This window comes from Streptomyces sp. NPDC032745, from assembly GCF_055579465.1.
Window position 1 is genome coordinate 312302 of record NZ_JBVING010000003.1, and the last position, 18177, is coordinate 330478.

The following is an 18177-nucleotide window of genomic DNA, read 5'->3' on the forward strand; positions in this document are numbered from 1 at the left end:
AGCGTGCGCCCGGCCGCGCCGCCGCGGTCAGGAGTGCTGCTCCGCCGACTTCGTGCGCTCCCGGGCGGTGGTGGGGATGGTCCCCAGCCGGCCCGCCTGGAAGTCGTCGAAGGCCTGCTGGAGCTCCTGCCGGCTGTTCATGACGAACGGCCCGTAGTGCGCCATCGGCTCCCGGATGGGGCGCCCGCCGAGGAGGATGACCTCCAGGTCCGGGGTGTTCGAGTCCTGGGACTCGTCCGCCCGTACCGTGATCGAGCCGCCGTCGCCGAAGACCGCCGTCTGCCCGGTGTGGACGGGCCGCCGGTCGGTGCCGACGCTGCCGCGCCCGGCCATGACGTACGCGAGGGCGTTGAAGTCCTCGCGCCACGGGAGGGTGACCTGCGCGCCCGGGGTGACGGTCGCGTGGATCATCGTGATCGGGGTGTGGGTGATGCCGGGGCCGGCGTGGCCGTCCAGGTCACCTGCGATCACACGGAGCAGGGCGCCGCCGTCCGGGGTGGACAGCAGCTGCACCTGGCCGCCGCCGATGTCCTGGTAGCGCGGGGGCATCATCTTGTCGGAGGCCGGGAGGTTCACCCACAGCTGGAGGCCGTGGAAGAGGCCGCCCGACACGACGAGGGACTCCGGCGGGGCCTCGATGTGCAGGAGGCCGGAGCCGGCGGTCATCCACTGGGTGTCGCCGCCGTTGATGACTCCGCCGCCGCCGTTGCTGTCCTGGTGGACGAAGGTTCCGTCGATCAGGTACGTGACGGTCTCGAAGCCGCGGTGGGGGTGCCACGGGGTGCCCTTGGGCTCGCCCGGTGCGTACTCCACCTCTCCCATCTGGTCCATCATGATGAACGGGTCGAGGTACTGGTAGTTGATCCCGGCGAACGCGCGGCGCACCGGGAACCCCTCGCCCTCGAACCCACCGGGAGCGGTCGTGACGGCCAGCACCTTGCGGGCGGCGGTCTCCGGGGCGGGCTCGGCGACGCGGGGGAGCGTCAACGGGTTCTCCACAGTCACTGCAGGCATGGTCGGAACCTCCTTCTGCGTCGAGTTTAGTTGAAACTCGAACTTTCTGCCACACCCCACAGAACAGAAGGGGCCCCGGGGTTATTTCCCCGGGGCCCGAAGCCGCTCACCTGCACCTACGGCGTCTAGCCGTACATGCGGCGCATCGCGAAGTCGACCATCTGCTCCACGGCCTTCGCATCGAAGACCATCCGGTGGTCGCCCTCCATGTCGAGGACGAAGCCGTACCCGGTCGGCAGCAGGTCGATCACCTCGGCGCCGGTGATCACGAAGTACTTGGACTCCTTGCCTGCGTAGCGGCGGAGCTCCTTGAGCGTGGTGAACATCGGGATCACCGGCTGCTGCGTGTTGTGCAGCGCCAGGAAGCCCGGGGTCTCGCCGCGCGGGCAGTAGACCTTCGACGTGGCGAAGATCTGCTGGAAGTCCTCGGCGGACAGCGACCCGGTCGTGAAGGCCCGCACCGCGTCGGCGAGCGACGGCGGCGAGGGCTCGGGGTACAGCGGCTGCTCGCCGTACCCGCCGGCCATCTGCTGCGGGGCGGCGTACTGCTGCCCTGCGCTCACGTTCTGGTCGTAGCCGTACATAGGGCGAAGCCTACCGAGCGCCCCGCGCCCCGTGGACGCGCATTCCCGCCAGGGTTGCGGGCTTGACCCTGGTCACAGTCGGCCGGTGGGGGGTTGCGTCTTATTACCCGCGGGTAGCATCATGACATTACCGATTGGTATGTACGAGGAACCTGTCTTCCCGAGCCTTAACGGAGCCGTCGCCATGGGGCACTACAAGTCGAATCTCCGCGACATCGAGTTCAACCTCTTCGAGGTGCTCGGCCGCGACAAGCTGTACGGCACCGGCCCGTTCGGTGAGATGGACACCGACACCGCCAAGAGCGTCCTGTCCGAGATCGCCCGCCTCGCCGAGAACGAGCTGGCCGAATCCTTCGCGGACGCCGACCGCAACCCGCCGGTCTTCGACCCGGCCACCAACACCGCGCCCGTCCCGGCGTCCTTCAAGAAGAGCTACGAAGCCTTCATGGACTCCGAGTACTGGCGTCTCGGCCTGCCCGAGGAGATCGGCGGCACCACCTCGCCCCGCTCCCTGATCTGGGCCTACGCAGAGCTGCTGCTCGGCTCGAACCCGGCCATCTGGATGTACTCCTCCGGCCCGGCGTTCGCCGGCATCCTCTTCGAAGAGGGCAACGAGGCGCAGAAGAAGGTCGCGCAGATAGCGGTCGAGAAGCGCTGGGGCTCCACCATGGTCCTCACCGAGCCGGACGCCGGTTCGGACGTCGGCGCCGGCCGCACCAAGGCCATCCAGCAGGAGGACGGCTCCTGGCACATCGAGGGCGTCAAGCGCTTCATCACGTCCGGTGAGCACGACATGGAGGAGAACATCCTCCACTACGTCCTCGCCCGCCCCGAGGGCCACGGCCCGGGCACCAAGGGCCTGTCCCTCTTCCTCGTCCCGAAGTTCCACTTCGACTGGGAGACCGGCGAGCTGGGCGAGCGCAACGGCGTCTACGCGACGAACGTCGAGCACAAGATGGGCCTCAAGGCGTCCAACACGTGCGAGATGACCTTCGGCGACCAGCACCCCGCCAAGGGCTGGCTGATCGGTGACAAGCACGACGGCATCCGCCAGATGTTCATGATCATCGAGTTCGCCCGCATGATGGTCGGCACGAAGGCCATCGCCACCCTCTCCACCGGCTACCTGAACGCGCTGGAGTACGCCAAGGAGCGCGTGCAGGGCCCGGACCTGGCGAACTTCATGGACAAGACCGCGCCCAAGGTCACCATCACGCACCACCCCGACGTGCGCCGCTCGCTCATGACGCAGAAGGCGTACGCCGAGGGCATGCGCGCCCTGGTCCTGTACACCGCCTCCGTCCAGGACGCGATCCAGGTCAAGCAGGCCGCGGGCGAGGACGCCTCCGCCGAGATCGGCCTGAACGACCTGCTCCTGCCGATCGTGAAGGGCTACGGCTCGGAGCGCTCGTACGAGCAGCTCGCCCAGTCGCTGCAGACCTTCGGCGGTTCCGGTTACCTCCAGGAATACCCGATCGAGCAGTACATCCGGGACGCCAAGATCGACACCCTCTACGAGGGCACCACGGCGATCCAGGGCCAGGACTTCTTCTTCCGGAAGATCGTCCGCGACCAGGGTGCCTCGCTGAACGTCCTCTCCGAGACGATCAAGAAGTTCCTGGCCGAGGCCGCCGGCGGCGAGGAGCTGGCCGGTTCCCGCGACGCGCTCGCCAAGGCCGCGGTCGACCTCGAGGCCATCGTCGGCCAGATGATCGTCGACCTCACCGCCACCGGCGAGGACGTCAAGAACATCTACAAGGTCGGCCAGAACACCACCCGCCTGCTGATGGCGTCCGGTGACGTGGTCGTCGGATACCTGCTGCTCAAGGGCGCGGCCGTGGCCGCCGAGAAGCTCGCAACCGCCTCCGCGAAGGACGTCCCGTTCTACACGGGCAAGATCGCGGCCGCGAAGTTCTTCGCCTCGCAGGTCCTGCCGAACGTCTCGGTCGCCCGCGCGCTGGCCGAGGCCGTCGACAACACCCTGATGGAGCTCGACGAGGCCGCGTTCTAGCCACCCGGCTGCGCCGCATCTGCAGTCGCGCACCGGCGGCCGGACCCTCTGCAGGGGTCCGGCCGTCGGCGTACCGGCGGCGTACGGACGGCGTACCGGCGGCCTACCGGCGGCATTCACAGGTTGTCGGTGGTTCATGGGACGCTCGTAGGTATGAGCCCAGCAGAGCAGCACGGCAACAGCAGGGGGTACTCCGTCCCGACCGGGCGGCCGTACGCCCTCAAGGAGCTGCAGGCCGCCCTGGGCAGCCTCGGCGACCATCTGCGGGAGCTGTACGACGGCGCCCACCCCGCGGAGTACGAGGCCGTCGCCGACGCCCTCTACACCGCCTTCCAGACCGCCGCCGGGCTCGCCCCCGCCAAGAGCTACACCGGCTGCTCCGAGCACCCCAACGGGGCCCTCGACCCCGAGGCGCCCGACGGCTGGGGCCGCTGCCTGATCTGCAACGACCGGCGCCGCCTCGGGCTGCGCGCCCAGGGCGCCCGCGGCGCCCGCGGCGCCCGCGCGGCCGCCGCCGCCCCGCCCGCCGGGGAACAGCGCCGGCTGGGCTATCCCGTACCCGACCCCCCGTACACCCTGCAGGCCCTGCGCGACCACCTCCGCACCGTCGAGGACCGCCGCTTCCACCTGGGCTTCTCCTCCCCCGCCGAGGAGTTCGTACGGATCGCGGACGATCTCCACCGGGCGTTCATCGTGGCCCGCGAACTGTCCCGGCCGCGCAACGCCTCCGGCTGCTCCGAGCACCCCGGCGCACCCATCGATCCGGACGCGCCGCCCGGTGAGGCCTGTATCTTCTGCGCCGGACGCAAGAGACGCGCGCAGCGCTCCGCGACGGCCCCGGAGATGCTCCCGCGCATCCGCCGGGGCGAGCGCAGGCAGCTGCAGCGCCGATTCGAGCGCCCGCCGGGCTGAAAAGCCGCCGGGAAGTGGACCACACAGCCCGCGGCCCCGGCGCTACGGCTATCCGCCGCAGTCCGACCATGGCGAACACGACCGTCGTTAAGGTGAACCACATGAGCTCTCCCGCCCGCTTCGACCGCGGACACACCGACGATCTGATGACCTTTCTGACGGCCAGTCCGTCGCCGTACCACGCCGTGGCCAATGCGGCCGAGCGGCTGGAAAAGGCAGGCTTCAGGCAGTTGTCGGAAACGGACGCCTGGGACTCGGGCAGCGGAGGCCGGTTCGTCCTCCGCGGCGGAGCGCTCATCGCCTGGTTCGTCCCGGAGGGCGCGACCGCGAACACCCCGTTCCGGATCGTCGGCGCGCACACCGACTCCCCCAACCTCCGCGTCAAGCCGCTGCCTGACACGGGATCACAGGGCTGGCGGCAGATCGCCGTCGAGATCTACGGCGGCACCCTGCTCAACACCTGGCTGGACCGGGACCTGGGCCTGGCGGGCCGGCTGAGCCTGCGCGACGGCAGCGAGCGTCTGGTGAACGTGGACCGCGCGCTGCTGCGCGTCCCGCAACTGGCGGTCCACCTGGACCGGTCGGTCAACAGCGACGGCCTCAAGCTCGACAAGCAGCGCCACATGCAGCCGATCTGGGGCCTCGGCGAGGTCCAGGAGGGCGACCTCATCGCCTTCCTGGAGGAGGAAGAGGGCCTGGCACAGGGCTCGGTGGCCGGCTGGGACCTGATGGTCCACTCGATCGAGCCGCCGTCGTACCTGGGGCGCGACCGCGAGCTCGTGGCCGGCCCGCGGATGGACAACCTGATCTCGGTGCACGCGGGCGTCGCGGCGCTGGCCGCCGTCTCGACCGCCGGGAAGCTGGACCACATCCCGGTGCTGGCCGCGTTCGACCACGAGGAGAACGGCTCGCAGTCGGACACGGGCGCGGACGGCCCGCTGCTGGGGAACGTGCTGGAACGTTCCGTCTTCTCGCGCGGCGGCACCTACGAGGACCGTGCGCGCGCCTTCGCGGGCACCATCTGCCTGTCCTCGGACACCGGTCACGCCGTGCACCCCAACTACGCGGAGCGGCACGACCCCTCGCACCACCCGCGCGCCAACGGCGGCCCGATCCTGAAGGTCAACGTCAACCAGCGGTACGCGACGGACGGCAGCGGACGCGCGGTGTTCGCGGCGGCGTGCGAGCGGGCCGGCGTGCCGTGGCAGACCTTCGTCTCGAACAACTCGATGCCCTGCGGCACGACGATCGGCCCGATCACGGCCGCCCGCCACGGGATCCAGACGGTGGACATCGGCGTCGCGATCCTCTCGATGCACAGCGCCCGCGAACTGTGCGGTGCGGACGACCCGTACCTGCTCGCGAACGCACTGGTGGCCTTCCTGGAGGGCTGACGCCGCCGCGCCGCCGTACGGAGCGCGCGCTGCGCCGCCTGCCGGGATGCCCGGGAGGCGGCGCGGGCTTCGGCCGGGTGGGTCGATCTGAGGGGCGCCGCGGTGCGATGAGCCGATGATGACACTCCGTCATGCTGTGCTGGACTCCCGTCCCGTCAGGCCGACAAGGAGAGTCCCGTGCTCCGCCTGCTCCGCATGCCCCGCATGCCCCGAACGGCCCGCAGACTCCGTATGCCGCGCATCGCCGGCGCCGCGGGCGCCGTGGGCCTCGTCCTCGCCCTGCTCGCGTCCGCCCCCGCCGCAGGCGCGGCCGCAGCCGGCCCGCCGGCGCCCGCACTCTCCCTGACGGACCCGCGGATCGTCGCACGCTTCGACTTCAAGGCGGGCGAGACACCGGAGAACATCGCCCTGGAGCCCGACGGCTCCGCCGATCTGACCCTCGCCTTCGCCCGCCAGGTCGTCCGGGTGGACCGGCACGGCGACAGACGGCTCCTCGCGACGCTGCCCGACGTCACGGACCCGAAGACGCCCCTCGTCGGCGCCGCCGTCGTGAGCGGGATCGTCCGCACCCACGACGGGACGCTCTACGTCGCCTTCAACACCGGGACGGCCTTGACCGGCATCTACCGGATCACCCCGGACGGCGAGGTCGGGAAGCTCGCCGACCTGCCGCCGGACGGCTTCGCCAACGGCCTCGCCCTCGACGAGCACCGCGGCCTTCTCTACGGCGCCGACTCCGTCCTCGGCACGGTGTGGCGCGTCTCGCTGGACGACGAACACCCGGCGGTGACGACGTGGGCCACGGGCGCCGCGCTCGAGCCGGCCACGTTCATCGGCGCCAACGGCATCAAGGTGCGCGACCACGCGGTCTGGGTGTCGAACTACGACCGGGGCACGCTGCTGCGGATCCCGGTCGAGGAGGACGGGTCCGCGGGGACGATCAGGACCCACGCCACCGGGCTGACGGGGATCGACGACTTCGCGTTCGCCGGACACGGCACGACGCTGCTCGCCGCGCTGAACAACACCGGCAGCGAGCTCGCCCTGGTCCGGCCGGACGGCACCCACACCGTCGTGCTGACCGGGAAGGACGGCCTGTCCGGCCCCACTTCGGTGGCGGTCCGCCACCACAAGGTCTACGTCCCCAGCGGCGCCTTCCTCACCGGCATCGACCCGAACCTGCTGGTCGCCGACGTCGAGAGGAACGAGAAGGCGGAGCCCGGGAAGCACGGGAAGCCCGGGAAGCAAGAGGACTGAGCCCCTCCGGCCGGGGCCCCGCAGCGGGGCCCCGGCCGGACCTCTTCGCCCTAGGCGTCCATGCCGGCGAGGACGAGCGGCAGGCGGCTCGCGCCCTGCGCCGTGACGGTCACCGGCACGCCCCAGTCCTGCTGGTGCACGTGGCAGGCCGGGTATTCGTTCGCCGGGTCGTCGTCGCACGACGCCGCCATGGCGGAGACGTGCAGGACCCCCTCGGTGACGTCCGGGTTCAGGGCCAGCTCCCGGAACAGGTCCGTCCCGGCCCCCTCGCCCGCCACCAGGAGCTCCGGCGGGGTCGAGGAGACCAGCAGCCGCGTCGAAGGCCCGTAGCGGGTGTCGAGCTTCTGCCCGGTCGGCGCCTGGAACACCACGTCGAGCCGGAGCGTGCCCGGGGCGACCTCGGTGGCGGCCCGCTGGGTGCGGTGGGCGACGGCATCGACCCGTACCGCCTCCTCCGGCAGCCGCAGCCGGGTCAGCCGGTGCCGGGCCGACTCCACGACCACGATGTCCTCGCCGACCAGCACGGCGTCGCTGGGCTCCCGCAGGTCGGTGGCCAGCGTGGAGACCTGGCCGGTCGCCGGATCGAAGCGGCGCAGGGCGTGGTTGTACGTGTCGCACACCGCGACCGAGCCGTCGGGCAGCGCGGTCACCCCGAGCGGGTGCTGGAGCAGTGCCTGGCCGGCGTCGCCGTCCCGGTGGCCGAAGTCGAACAGGCCGGTGCCGACGGCGGTCCGTACGGCGTAGCCCTCGCCGTCGGGCTCCACGTACCGCAGGGCGCTGTTCTCGGAGTCGGCGATCCACAGCCGGTCCCCGGCGGCCGCGAGCCCGGACGGCTGCGCGAGCCAGGCCTCGAGCGCGGGCCCGTCGTGCAGGCCCTCGCTGGTCGTGCCCGCGGCGACGGCCACGGTCCCGGTCTGCGGGTCCCAGGTCCACAGCTGGTGCACGCCCGCCATGGCGATCCACACCTTGCCCTGCCACCAGGCCACGTCCCACGGCGAGGACAGGTCCACGTCCAGGGCCGGCCCGGAGGCCGGCGAGCCCTGCCACCACTGCCGCCCGGTACCGGCGACGGTCTCGACGGCGCCCGTCGCGGGATCGAAGCGGCGCAGCGCGTGGTTGACGGTGTCGGCGACGACGACGGACCCGTCGGGCAGCAGCGCCAGCCCCTGGGGCTCGCTGAAGGCGTCCGGTCCGAACCCGCGCTCCCCGCTGCCGATGCGCCGTACGACGCTCTCGCCGTCGGCGGCGAGCTCCACGAGCTGGTGCCGCGTCGAGTCCGACACGAGCAGGTTCCCGGACGGCAGCACGAGAGCCTTCCCGGGGAACCGCAGGTCGGTCGCCACCGGCTCGGGCGCCACGTACGGCCCGTCGCCGCGCCGCAGCGTCCCCTTGGCCTCGTGCTCGGCCTCGAGCTCCTCCACGAGCCGCGCAATGGCATGCGCATGCCCTTCACCGGCGTGCTGCGCGACGATGTACCCCTCGGGGTCGATCACGACGAGCGTCGGCCAGGCCCGTACGGCGTACTGCTTCCAGGTGGCCAGCTCGGGATCGTCCAGCACGGGGTGGTGCACCTCGTACCGCTCGACGGCGTCGACGACGGCCGCGTGCTCGGCCTCGTGCACGAACTTCGGCGAGTGCACGCCGATGATCACGACGGTGTCGCGGTGCTTCTCCTCCAGCTCGCGCAGCTCGTCGAGGACGTGCAGGCAGTTGATGCAGCAGAAGGTCCAAAAATCGAGGATCGCAATCCGTCCCCGCAGGTCGGCGAGGGTCAGATCCTTCCCACCTGTGTTCAGCCAGCCACCCTTGCCGATCAGCTCGGGGGCACGGAGACGGGCACGGCGGGGCACGGGCGCGGGGGTAGGCGCCGGGACGGCATCGTTCATGCTTCAAGCTTGCCATCCGCCCATGAACGCCCGGTCACGGCCGTACGACGACACCCCCAGGGGTGACGACGGCGGGCGGGCCCTCATGGGACGCTGCTCGCAGGCGGCGAAGGAGGGCGTCCCGAGATGACCACCGGGCACACCTACGGCGAGGGCATCGATCCCGAGCGAGCGCTGAAGTACGCCGTGCAGCGTGTCAGCGGTGGCCGCGCCGAGCTGGTCGAAGGGGTCATCCACGACCTGCCGTCCGGGTGGGACCACGAATACGTGCGGGACGTCATGCGCTCGCAGCTTTCCGAGGCGGTCGACGCGCTGGAGTGCATCGACGGGTCTGGAGACCTCGACCTGCCGGGGTCATTGAACTGGTACGTCCCCGACATCGCCGTGGTCCCCGGGGAACTCGCCCGCGGATCCGGTGCGTTGGCGCCCGATCAGACGCTGCTGGTCGGGGAGGTGACCTCACGTGCCACCGCCGGGACCGACCGGGTCGTCAAGCGCAAGCGGTACGCCGAGTACGGTGCGCCGCTGTACCTGCTGGTCGACCGGCTCGACAAGACCGTCACCCTGTTCTCGGGGCCGGGGCGGCTCGGTTACACCGAGGTCGACGGGCCGCACCCGTTCGGGGAGACGGTCCGGCTGCCGGAGCCGTTCGGGATCGATCTCGACACCAGCGGGCTCTGAGCGGCCTCGGGGAAGTGGGGTGCGTTTCCGCGTCGTCCGGTGCGGTGCCTCGGCGTGCTGCCGTGCCGGGCGCCGTGGAGGCGTGCCCCACTTCCCCGGGGCCGCTCAGTCGAAGAGGGCGCTCAGGCGGGGGAGGCGGGTGGCGGTTTCCGCCGTGTCGTCGAAGTCGAAGTCCCAGGACGGGTCCAGCGGCGGGTAGCTGATCGTGAAGGAGTCCGACGGGAGTTCGCGGCCCGTGGCCGCCTCGTACGCCGTCCAGGCGATCGAGAGGGCCGCCTCGTCCCACAGCTCCAGGCCCTCCGTCGCCGCGTCCCGGACCGCGGGGTGGTCCGCGAGGGAGTCGGGGTCGGCCAGGGCGCGGGTGAACGCCTCCTCGCCCTGGGTCAGGAGCCAGCCGCGGAAGTAGTCGAACCCGTCGTCCGAGCAGCCGCCGTTGATCATGTAGGCCGCGGCCCAGAGGGGGCTGCGGTAGGACTCCGCCAGCAGGTCCCACAGGACCTGCTGGGCGGCGGCTATCTCGGCCTCCGGGCGGCTCGCCAGCAACTCCGAGGCCCGCACCGCCACCTGGTCCGGTTCGGCCTCGGACCGGGCCGTCTCGATCAGCTTCCAGAACGTCTGCTTGTCCATGGGGGGAAGCCTGGCATCCCCCTCTGACATCAGACGGTGAGGAAGGAGTGGAGGGATTCGGTGAGAGCGGTGATGAAGGCCTCCTGGGTCGCCGGGGGCAGGAGGTCCAGCGAGAGGTACGGGTTCAGGTCCTCGAGCTCGACCAGCAGGAGCTCACCCGAGGGGGCGCGGCAGGCGTCCACCCGCTGAATGCCGTGCGAGAGGGTGTTCCACTCGATGAAGCTGCGGGCGAAGTCGAGGTCCGCCGGTGTGGCCTCGTACGGCTTCAGCTCCCAGCGCCGGGCCGGGTCCGGGGCGTAGAGGGCGTACTGGAAGGCGTCGTCGACGAAGTAGAAGGAGACCTCGTACGCGAAGTCGATGCGCGGCTGGATGAGGTTCTCGCCCGCCGGGCCGGCCGGGTGCGGGGTGAAGGTCAGGCCTATGGAGTCCGCGCCCTGCTTGGGCTTCACCGCGTACGAGGGGACCGAGGGGAGCAGGGCGAGGTCCGCGGGGTCGTCGATCGTGGGGATCACCGGGTAGCCGGCGGCGGTGAGGTCGAGGAGGTACTGCTTGCCCGCCATGTCGCCGCGGCCCGTGAGCGGGTTGTAGACGCGGGTGCCGGCGGCGAGGGCGGCCGCGCGGAAGGCGTCGTACGCCTCCTGGTAGTGCAGGACCGGGCCGCTGTTGCGGACGATCACCGCGTCGAAGCCCGCCGTCATGCCCGCCGCGTCCAGCGGGTGGCACAGGGCCAGCGGGAAGTGCTCGCGCAGGCGGGAGGTGAGGAGGATGTCCTCGTCGCAGTACCGGCGGCCGCGCGCCGGGTACGCCAGGTCGGTCACGTAGAGGAGGGGCATGACGGCAACCTATCGCGGGCATCGATGCGGGCATGAAAGACCTGGTCAGGGGCAAAATGCCGGCCCTGGGGGACGGCTGCCGGATCGAGGAGGAGTGACACCGGCTACCCGCGGCCCAGGCGGCGGTCCTTCAGGGCCGGGAACTGGTCGCGGGTCTCGGTGACCTTCGCCGGGTCCAGGTCCACGGTGAGGACGTCCTCGGCGGGGCCCGCCTCGGCCAGGACCTCGCCCCAGGGGTCCACCACCAGGCTGTGTCCGGCCTGCTCGACGCCCGCGTGCGTACCGGCCAGCCCGCAGGCCAGGACGTACGACTGGTCCTCGACCGCCCGCGCCCGGTTCAGCAGGGTCCAGTGGGCGCGGCGGCGGGCCGGCCAGCCCGCGGCCACGACCATCGTCGTGGCCCCGGCGTCGACCAGGCCGCGGAACAGTTCGGGGAAGCGCAGGTCGTAGCAGGTGGCGATGCCGAGGACCTGCTCCGGCAGGGTCACGGTGGTCAGGGAGTCGCCGGCCGTCATCAGCACGGCCTCGCCCTGGTCGAAGCCGAAGCGGTGGATCTTGCGGTACGTGGCGGCCAGCTCGCCGGACGGGGAGAGGACGAGGGCGGTGTTGTAGAGCGAGCCGTCGCCCGCGCGCTCCACGACCGAGCCGGCGTGCAGCCAGACCCCGGCGTCGCTCGCCGCCTTCGACATCGCCTCGTACGTCGGGCCGTCCAGCGGTTCGGCCTCGGTCTCGAACTGCTCGTAGGCGAAGGCACCCACCGTCCACAATTCGGGCAGGACGACCAGATCCGAGCCGGCCTGATCCCGTACGAGATCGGCCACCCGGGCACGTCGGGAAGCGACCGACTCCCCGTCGGTCACCGCGATTTGGATCAGCGAGGCGCGCACAGTACCACCGTCCTGGCATTCAAGCCGTCAACTCGGGCCTACGATCGTCACACGAAAGCACTGCCGGGGTGCTCACCGGCAGCGTAGTTTTGGAAGCAGTCCACACGCTTCCAGAAAATGCGCCACTGAACAGCACGCGAGGGGTCCCGTTGACCGTCCAGCCGCATCCCAGCCTCCAGCCCTATGCCGACGCGTGGACGCACTCCATCGAGGCGATATCCGAGCTGGTCCTCCCTCTGACGGAGGGCGAGTGGAACCGGGCGACGCCGTGCCCCGGCTGGTCCGTCCGTGATGTGGTGTCACACATCATCGGCATCGAGTGCGAGCAGCTGGGGGATCCGCGGCCGATCCACACCGTCGCAAGGGACCTGCGGCACGTGGTCGACGAGTTCAGCCGGTACATGGAGGTGCAGGTTGACGTCCGGCGCCACCACACCGCGCCGGAGATGACCTCGGAGCTCGAGTACACGATCATCCGGCGGTCGCGTCAGCTGCGGAACGAGAAGCGGGATCCGGACACCATGGTGCGGGGGCCGCTGGGCGACCAGGTGACGCTGGAGCTCGCGCTGCGGCTGCGTGCGTTCGACGTGTGGATCCACGAGCAGGACCTGCGGGCGACGCTGGGCGTGCCGGGGAACTGGGACTCGCCGGGGGCGTTCGTGGCGCGGGACATCCTGCTCTCCGGGCTGCCGAAGGTGGTCGCGAAGCTGGCGGGGGCGCCGGCGGGCTCGGCGGTGGTGATCGACGTGCACGGTCCGGTGGAGTTCATGCGGACGGTACGGGTGGACGCGGCGGGGCGCGGGACGGTGGACGGGACGCCGTCGCTGGGGCCGGCCGTGACGCTGACGATGGACTGGGAGACGTACGTCCGCCTCGCGGCGGGGCGGGTCCGGCCCCACGCCGTGGCCGACCGGGTGAAGGCGGAAGGCGACCCGGAGCTGGCCGCGGCCATATTGGCGAACTTCGCCGTCACCCCGTAGCCGCGGGGCGGCGCGGGCTGCGCACGGCGCCCTCCGCTCGCCCTCACTGCGGGCCCCCGCTCGCCCTCACTGCGGGCCCCCGCTCGCCCTCACTGCGGCCCCCGCTCGCCCTTCACCGCGGCCGAGAACCGCTTCTGCCGATGGCACGTCCCTGTCATGGACGGGACAGCGCATGGCGGGAGAAGGGGGTTTTCGGGGGTGTGGTCAAGGATGTCGGCTGCCGCGGTGCCGGCGCCGGAGCGGCTCGACTGGTTCACCGATGTGATCGCGCAGGAGCTCGTGCCCACGGCGATCCGCAGTGAACGCGTCCGGGACTTCTGGGCCGAGGCCTCCGTCCTGGACCTCGGCGGCGTGCAGGTGTCGTCGTTCGAGTTCAGCTCGCTGCGCTCGCAGCGCACCGCCGCCCACGTACGGCGCAGCGATCCCGAGCAGTACCAGCTGGGGCTCGTGACCACCGGGGCCATGGCGCTCGCCCAGAACCGGGGCGAATCGGGTCTGTTCACCGGGGACATGGTGCTCTGGGACACCTCGCTGCCGATGGAGTCGGACGCCGTCCCGGAAGTGGACGGGGGCCGGGTCCGGGCGATCGTCCTGTCCTTCCCGCGCGATGCGATGCCGCTGCGCGGCGCGCGGGTCGAACAGCTGCTGGCCCACCGGATCCCGGGCGGCCACGGCATGGGGGCGATCCTCGCCCAGTACATGCAGTCGCTGGCGGCGCACGCGGCCGACTGCGGGCCGGCGGAGCTGAGCCGGCTGGGAACGGTCGCCCACGACCTGGTCGGCGCCTGCCTGGCCGGGCAGCTCGGCGCGCAGGACAAGCTCTCGCCCGAAGCCCGCACCCGTGCCCTGCTGGAGCGGATCGAGGTCTTCGTCGAGCACAACCTCGGCGATCCGGAGCTGACACCGTCCGCCGTCGCCGCCCGGCACGGCATCTCGCTGCGCCGTCTCCAGCAGCTCTTCCGGGACCGGGGCGAAACGGTGGCGGCCGGGATCCGGCGGCGCCGGCTGGAGCGGTGCCGGGCCGATCTCGGGAACCCCGGGCTGCTCACCAGCCCCGTCCACACCGTTGCGCGGCGGTGGGGGTTCACCAACGCCTCCGTGTTCAGCAGGATGTTCCGGGAGGCGTACGGGACGAGCCCCACCGAGTTCCGGCACCGGGCGGTCCGGGAGGCCCTTGCGCGCAACATCAACGGGCTGTGCGCACCAGGCACATCCAGGGGCGTTGCGCGGCCGTAGGGTCGGCATGGCCCGGGCCGGGCGGGACCGGACGGGGGTCTGTCCCGCCAGGCCCTGCCAGGCCCTGCCGGGGGCTGGACCGGTTTCGGGTGCCGCGCCGCCGCGCAAGCGCCCCCGGGCTGCGCCCGGGCCTTCGGGGGCTCTGCCCCCGCACCCCCGCGCCTCAAACGCCGGCGGGGCTGGTGTTGCCCCGCCGGGCTTCGGGGCTCCGCCCCGCACCCCGCGCCTCAAACGCCGGCGGGGCTGGATGTGCCGGCCCCGTTGGATGTGCCGGCCCCGGCGGTGAACTCGGTCGGAGGCAAGGCGTTCTGCAGGCCGGTGCGCTCCGCGGTCAGGGCCGCCGGGCGCAGGCGGAGGATTTGGGTCAGGCCCAGGAGCTGCACCGCGAAGACCGACGAGAAGGCGATCCGGTAGTCGTCGCCGGTGGCGTCCAGCAGGAGGCCGACCGCCAGCAGGGTCGTCATCGAGGCCAGGAAGCCGCCCATGTTGGTGATGCCCGACGCGGTGCCCTGGCGCTCCGCCGGGTTCGCCGGGCGGGCGAAGTCGAAGCCGATCATCGACGCCGGGCCGCAGGTACCGAGCACCACGCACAGCGTGGTCAGGAGCCACATCGGGGCGTGGGGGGCGGGGTAGACCAGGACCGAGGCCCACAACACCGCCGTGAGGGCGACCGTGCCGAGCGCCAGGGGGATCCTGGCCGACTGACGGCGGCCGATCAGCTGGCCGTAGACGAGGCCGAAGCACATGTTCGAGGCCACCACCAGCGTCAGCAGCCCCGCCGCGGTGGTCCGCGCCAGCCCCTGGTCCTCGACCAGGAACGGCATCCCCCACAGCAGCAGGAACACCATGGCCGGGAACTGGGTCGTGAAGTGCACCCACAGGCCCAGCCGGGTCCCGGGTTCCGTCCAGGAGTCCCGGATCTGGCGGCGTACGAAACCCTGGCCGCCCGTGGCGCCTGCCGGCGGCGGTTCGTGGCCTTCCGGGTGGTCCCGCAGGAAGAGCGTGAGGGGGATCAGGACGGCCACACCCGCCACCGCGCTGCCCGCGAACGCCGGGACCCAGCCGACCCCGTGCAGGACGGGGGCCAGCACCAGCGTGGAGACCAGGTTGCCGGCCATGCCGACCAGGCCCGCCAGCTGCGCCATCAGCGGGCCGCGCCGGGCCGGGAACCACCGGGTGCCCAGCCGCAGCACGGAGATGAAGGTCATCGCGTCGCCGCAGCCCAGCAGGGCCCGCGCCGCCAGGGCCATCCCGTACGAGGGCGAGAGCGCGAAGCCGATCTGGCCGGCCGTGAAGAGGACCGCGCCCAGGGTGAGCACCTTCTTGGTGCCGAGCCGGTCCACCAGCAGGCCGACGGGTATCTGCATGCCCGCGTAGACCAGGAGTTGGAGGAGGGAGAAGGCCGAGAGGGCGGAGGCGTTGACGTGGAAGCGGTCCGCCGCCTCCAGGCCGGCCACGCCCAGGCTGGTACGGAAGATCACCGCGACGAAGTAGACGGCGACCCCGATGGACCAGACCGTCACCGCCTTCCGGCCCCCCGGAGGATCCTTGAACACCACGGGCCCGGTCACCGGCCCGGCCCCCGCACCAGCGCCTCGACCCGGCCCACGTGGCCCCGTACGGCGGCGGCCGCGGTCTCCGCGTCCCCGGCCCGCAGCGCCTCCAGGATCTCCGCGTGCTCGGCGAGCGTCCGCTCCACGCGCTCGGGATGCGCGTGCAGCAGGGCCACGCCCATCCGCAGCTGGCGGTCGCGGAGCTGGTCGTAGAGGCGGGAGAGGATCGCGTTCCCGGCGCTCTGCACGATCTCGGCGTGGAAGCCCCGGTCGGCGGCGATCATCGCCGCGAGGTCGCCGTCGGCGGCGTGCCGGCGCTGCTCCTCCAGCAGTCCGGCGAGCCGCTCCAGCAGGGCGGGCGGCGCCGGCACCGCCCTGCGTACGGTGAACTCCTCGACCAGCAGCCGGGTTTCGATGACGTCGGTGATCTCCTGCGCGGAGACCGGCAGCACCAGCGCGCCCTTCTTCGGGTACAGCTTCAGCAGCCCCTCGGTCTCCAGCCGCAGCAGCGCCTCGCGGACCGGCGTACGGGACACCCCGACGGCGTCTGCGAGTTCGCCCTCGGTGAGGAGGGTGCCGCCCTCGTAGCGGCGGTCCATCAGCACGGCCTGCTTGACGTGTCGGTAGACGCGTTCGGCAGCGGTGGCGGCGGTCGGGGCGGGGGGCGCGGCTGGCGGCATGCGCACAGGATAGATACATGTGGGGTGCACCGGTCACCCCGTCCGGGATGTGGACCGCCGCCCCGCGGCACTGCATCGAAGGATGTACCCGGGCTTCGTCCACCCGCAGGACGTACGGGGTCCCGCGCGCCGGGACGCTGAAGTCATGGCCCACACGACCCTCGTCGCCCCCGCGGTGACCTCGACCCGGCTCCCGCTCCTCGACGTCCTGCGCGGCGCCGCCATCCTCGGCACACTGATGACCAACGTCTGGATCTTCGCCTCCCCCGGTTCCGAGTGGGGCGTGCTCCAGGGCGGCCTGGACCTGCCCGACCCGGTCGCCGACCCGTCCGCCGCCAACATCGCCGAGACCGTGTTCCGCTTCCTCGCCGACGGGAAGTTCCTGTCCCTGCTGACGATCCTGTTCGGCGTGGGACTGGCCATCCAGTACGACTCCGCCGCGCGGCGCGGCGAGCCGTGGCCCGGGCGCTACCCTCGGCGGGCCGCGTTCCTCTTCCTGGAGGGGACCGTCCACTTCGTGCTGGTCTTCGCCTGGGACGTGCTGATGGGGTACGCCGTCACCGCCCTGCTGGTGGCCTGGCTGCTGGCCCGCTCCGAGAGGGTGCGGCGGGTGGCGATGTGGACCGCGGGCGGCCTGCACCTGACCCTGATCGGCCTCGTGACGCTCGGGAACCTGGCCGAGCCGGAATCCGGGCCGCCGAAGTCACCGGATCCGGCCGCGGTCCGGCTGTACGCCCACGGCGGCTACCTCGAGCAGATCGCGTTCCGGCTCGACCACGCCCTCGCGCTGCGCATCGAGCCCGTCTTCTCCTTCGGGCTCCTGGTCTTCCTCTTCCTCCTCGGAGTCCGGCTGCACCGTGCGGGCGCCTTCGCAGCGAGCGCCGACGGGCGCCGGATCCGGGTCCGGATGGCAGCCTGGGGCCTCGGCCTCGGGCTGCCGCTGGGCGCCGCCGCCGCGCTCGGGGGCCACGACTTCTTCGCCCTGGGCCGGTACGGCATCGCCCCGCTGGTCGCCGTCGGATACATCGGCCTGATCGGGTGCGCCCTCGACCGGTTCCGGGTCCCCGGGGCCGGCGCCCTCGGCTCCGTCGGGCGGACCGCCCTGTCCTGCTACGTCGGCCAGAACCTGCTCTGCATGCTGCTCTGCTACGGCATCGGGCTGGGCCTCGCCGACCGGCTGGGCGGGAGCGGGCCCTGGTGGGTGATGGGCCTGTGGGCGGCGGTGAGCCTCGTCCTGGTCGCCGGGTCCCGGCTCTGGCTGCGCCGCTTCGAACGGGGCCCGCTGGAGGCCGTACAGCAATGGGCGCTCAGCGTCCGTGGTCCGCGGCGGTGACCTCCACTTCCAGCACGAACTCGTCGTACGGGGCCTCCTGCGGGTAGGGCGGGCGGATCTGCGCGAAGCGGATCCGGGCCCGCCCGCCGGGGCAGCGGCCCCGGACGACGTACGTGCGCTCCAGCGGGGCGCCGGGGAGGACCTCCGCGGGCGGCGGCGGGCCTTCGCTCACGTCGCTCACGGAGACGGCGTCCGCGTCCCCCGTGACCTGCCAGGTCCACACGTACCCGCGCGCCCCGCGCCCGGTGAGCCGCAGCTCGTACGACTCACCGGCGCCGAGGGCGACCTTGCGCACTTCCACCCGCGACG

The 18177-nt window shown here is 72.0% G+C and carries 17 protein-coding genes; 8 read left to right on the plus strand and 9 right to left on the minus strand.

All coding sequences use genetic code 11. The annotated features are described in order from the left end of the window. Positions 1–27 precede the first annotated feature (27 nt). Both ACZ5WG_RS09300 and ACZ5WG_RS09305 read right to left on the minus strand, forming a co-directional pair. On the minus strand, positions 28–1014 hold the full coding sequence (locus tag ACZ5WG_RS09300) for a pirin family protein (protein ID WP_468721827.1): 987 nt from the start codon (positions 1012–1014) through the stop codon (positions 28–30). Between the two features lie 125 nt (positions 1015–1139). Beyond that, positions 1140–1598 carry an SseB family protein gene (locus tag ACZ5WG_RS09305; RefSeq protein ID WP_030302361.1) on the minus strand — a complete coding sequence of 153 codons (459 nt, stop codon included), beginning with the start codon at positions 1596–1598 and terminating at the stop codon, positions 1140–1142. A 184-nt stretch (positions 1599–1782) separates the two neighbouring features. On the opposite strand from ACZ5WG_RS09305, the gene ACZ5WG_RS09310 reads away from it, so the two are divergent. The 4 genes from ACZ5WG_RS09310 (at position 1783) to ACZ5WG_RS09325 (ending at position 7172) form a co-directional block, all read left to right on the plus strand. Then, positions 1783–3609 (plus strand): acyl-CoA dehydrogenase, encoded by a 1827-nt coding sequence (locus ACZ5WG_RS09310; protein ID WP_468721828.1) that lies wholly within the window; start codon positions 1783–1785, stop codon positions 3607–3609. A gap of 153 nt (positions 3610–3762) precedes the next feature. After that, entirely contained in the window at positions 3763–4521 is a 759-nt protein-coding gene (locus ACZ5WG_RS09315; protein ID WP_468721830.1) for a hypothetical protein, read from the plus strand. Positions 4522–4622: 101 nt separating this feature from the next. Further along, the gene (locus ACZ5WG_RS09320; protein ID WP_468721831.1) at positions 4623–5915 is read left to right on the plus strand and encodes a M18 family aminopeptidase; all 1293 of its coding nucleotides are present in this window, start codon (positions 4623–4625) and stop codon (positions 5913–5915) included. Positions 5916–6092: 177 nt separating this feature from the next. Then, a complete protein-coding gene (locus ACZ5WG_RS09325; RefSeq protein ID WP_468721833.1) occupies positions 6093–7172 on the plus strand; it encodes a hypothetical protein in 1080 nt (359 codons plus the stop codon). Between the two features lie 50 nt (positions 7173–7222). Here ACZ5WG_RS09325 and ACZ5WG_RS09330 read toward each other — a convergent pair whose 3' ends face one another. Then, positions 7223–9058, minus strand: coding sequence for an NHL domain-containing thioredoxin family protein (locus ACZ5WG_RS09330; protein WP_468721834.1), 1836 nt, complete (start codon positions 9056–9058; stop codon positions 7223–7225). A 126-nt stretch (positions 9059–9184) separates the two neighbouring features. Here ACZ5WG_RS09330 and ACZ5WG_RS09335 point away from each other — a divergent pair, with 126 nt between their 5' ends. Further along, a complete protein-coding gene (locus tag ACZ5WG_RS09335) occupies positions 9185–9739 on the plus strand; it encodes a Uma2 family endonuclease (protein WP_468721835.1) in 555 nt (184 codons plus the stop codon). A gap of 105 nt (positions 9740–9844) precedes the next feature. Here the strand turns inward: ACZ5WG_RS09335 and ACZ5WG_RS09340 are convergent, their stop codons facing one another. From ACZ5WG_RS09340 to ACZ5WG_RS09350, 3 genes are all read right to left on the minus strand, one after another. Next, a complete protein-coding gene (locus ACZ5WG_RS09340) occupies positions 9845–10366 on the minus strand; it encodes a DUF4240 domain-containing protein (protein ID WP_468721837.1) in 522 nt (173 codons plus the stop codon). Between the two features lie 29 nt (positions 10367–10395). Then, positions 10396–11199 (minus strand): hypothetical protein, encoded by an 804-nt coding sequence (locus tag ACZ5WG_RS09345; RefSeq protein WP_468721838.1) that lies wholly within the window; start codon positions 11197–11199, stop codon positions 10396–10398. 104 nt (positions 11200–11303) lie between these two features. Then, a complete protein-coding gene (locus tag ACZ5WG_RS09350) occupies positions 11304–12086 on the minus strand; it encodes a carbon-nitrogen family hydrolase (RefSeq protein WP_468721839.1) in 783 nt (260 codons plus the stop codon). A 149-nt stretch (positions 12087–12235) separates the two neighbouring features. Here ACZ5WG_RS09350 and ACZ5WG_RS09355 point away from each other — a divergent pair, with 149 nt between their 5' ends. Together ACZ5WG_RS09355 and ACZ5WG_RS09360 are read left to right on the plus strand one after the other, a co-directional pair. Further along, positions 12236–13066: a maleylpyruvate isomerase family mycothiol-dependent enzyme gene (locus ACZ5WG_RS09355; RefSeq protein ID WP_468721840.1), complete on the plus strand. Its 831-nt coding sequence runs from the start codon at positions 12236–12238 to the stop codon at positions 13064–13066. Positions 13067–13276: 210 nt separating this feature from the next. After that, the gene (locus ACZ5WG_RS09360) at positions 13277–14302 is read left to right on the plus strand and encodes an AraC-like ligand-binding domain-containing protein (RefSeq protein ID WP_468721841.1); all 1026 of its coding nucleotides are present in this window, start codon (positions 13277–13279) and stop codon (positions 14300–14302) included. Positions 14303–14529: 227 nt separating this feature from the next. Here the strand turns inward: ACZ5WG_RS09360 and ACZ5WG_RS09365 are convergent, their stop codons facing one another. Both ACZ5WG_RS09365 and ACZ5WG_RS09370 read right to left on the minus strand, forming a co-directional pair. Next, a complete protein-coding gene (locus ACZ5WG_RS09365) occupies positions 14530–15873 on the minus strand; it encodes an MFS transporter (RefSeq protein WP_468721842.1) in 1344 nt (447 codons plus the stop codon). After that, positions 15870–16535, minus strand: coding sequence for a GntR family transcriptional regulator (locus ACZ5WG_RS09370; protein ID WP_468721844.1), 666 nt, complete (start codon positions 16533–16535; stop codon positions 15870–15872). Before ACZ5WG_RS09370 ends, ACZ5WG_RS09365 begins: the two co-directional genes overlap by 4 nt. Before the next feature lie 145 nt (positions 16536–16680). Here ACZ5WG_RS09370 and ACZ5WG_RS09375 point away from each other — a divergent pair, with 145 nt between their 5' ends. Then, the gene (locus tag ACZ5WG_RS09375) at positions 16681–17868 is read left to right on the plus strand and encodes a DUF418 domain-containing protein (protein ID WP_468721845.1); all 1188 of its coding nucleotides are present in this window, start codon (positions 16681–16683) and stop codon (positions 17866–17868) included. Here ACZ5WG_RS09375 and ACZ5WG_RS09380 read toward each other — a convergent pair. Further along, positions 17843–18169 carry a protease inhibitor I42 family protein gene (locus tag ACZ5WG_RS09380; RefSeq protein WP_468721847.1) on the minus strand — a complete coding sequence of 109 codons (327 nt, stop codon included), beginning with the start codon at positions 18167–18169 and terminating at the stop codon, positions 17843–17845. The genes ACZ5WG_RS09375 and ACZ5WG_RS09380 overlap by 26 nt on opposite strands. Between the last annotated feature and the right edge of the window lie 8 nt (positions 18170–18177).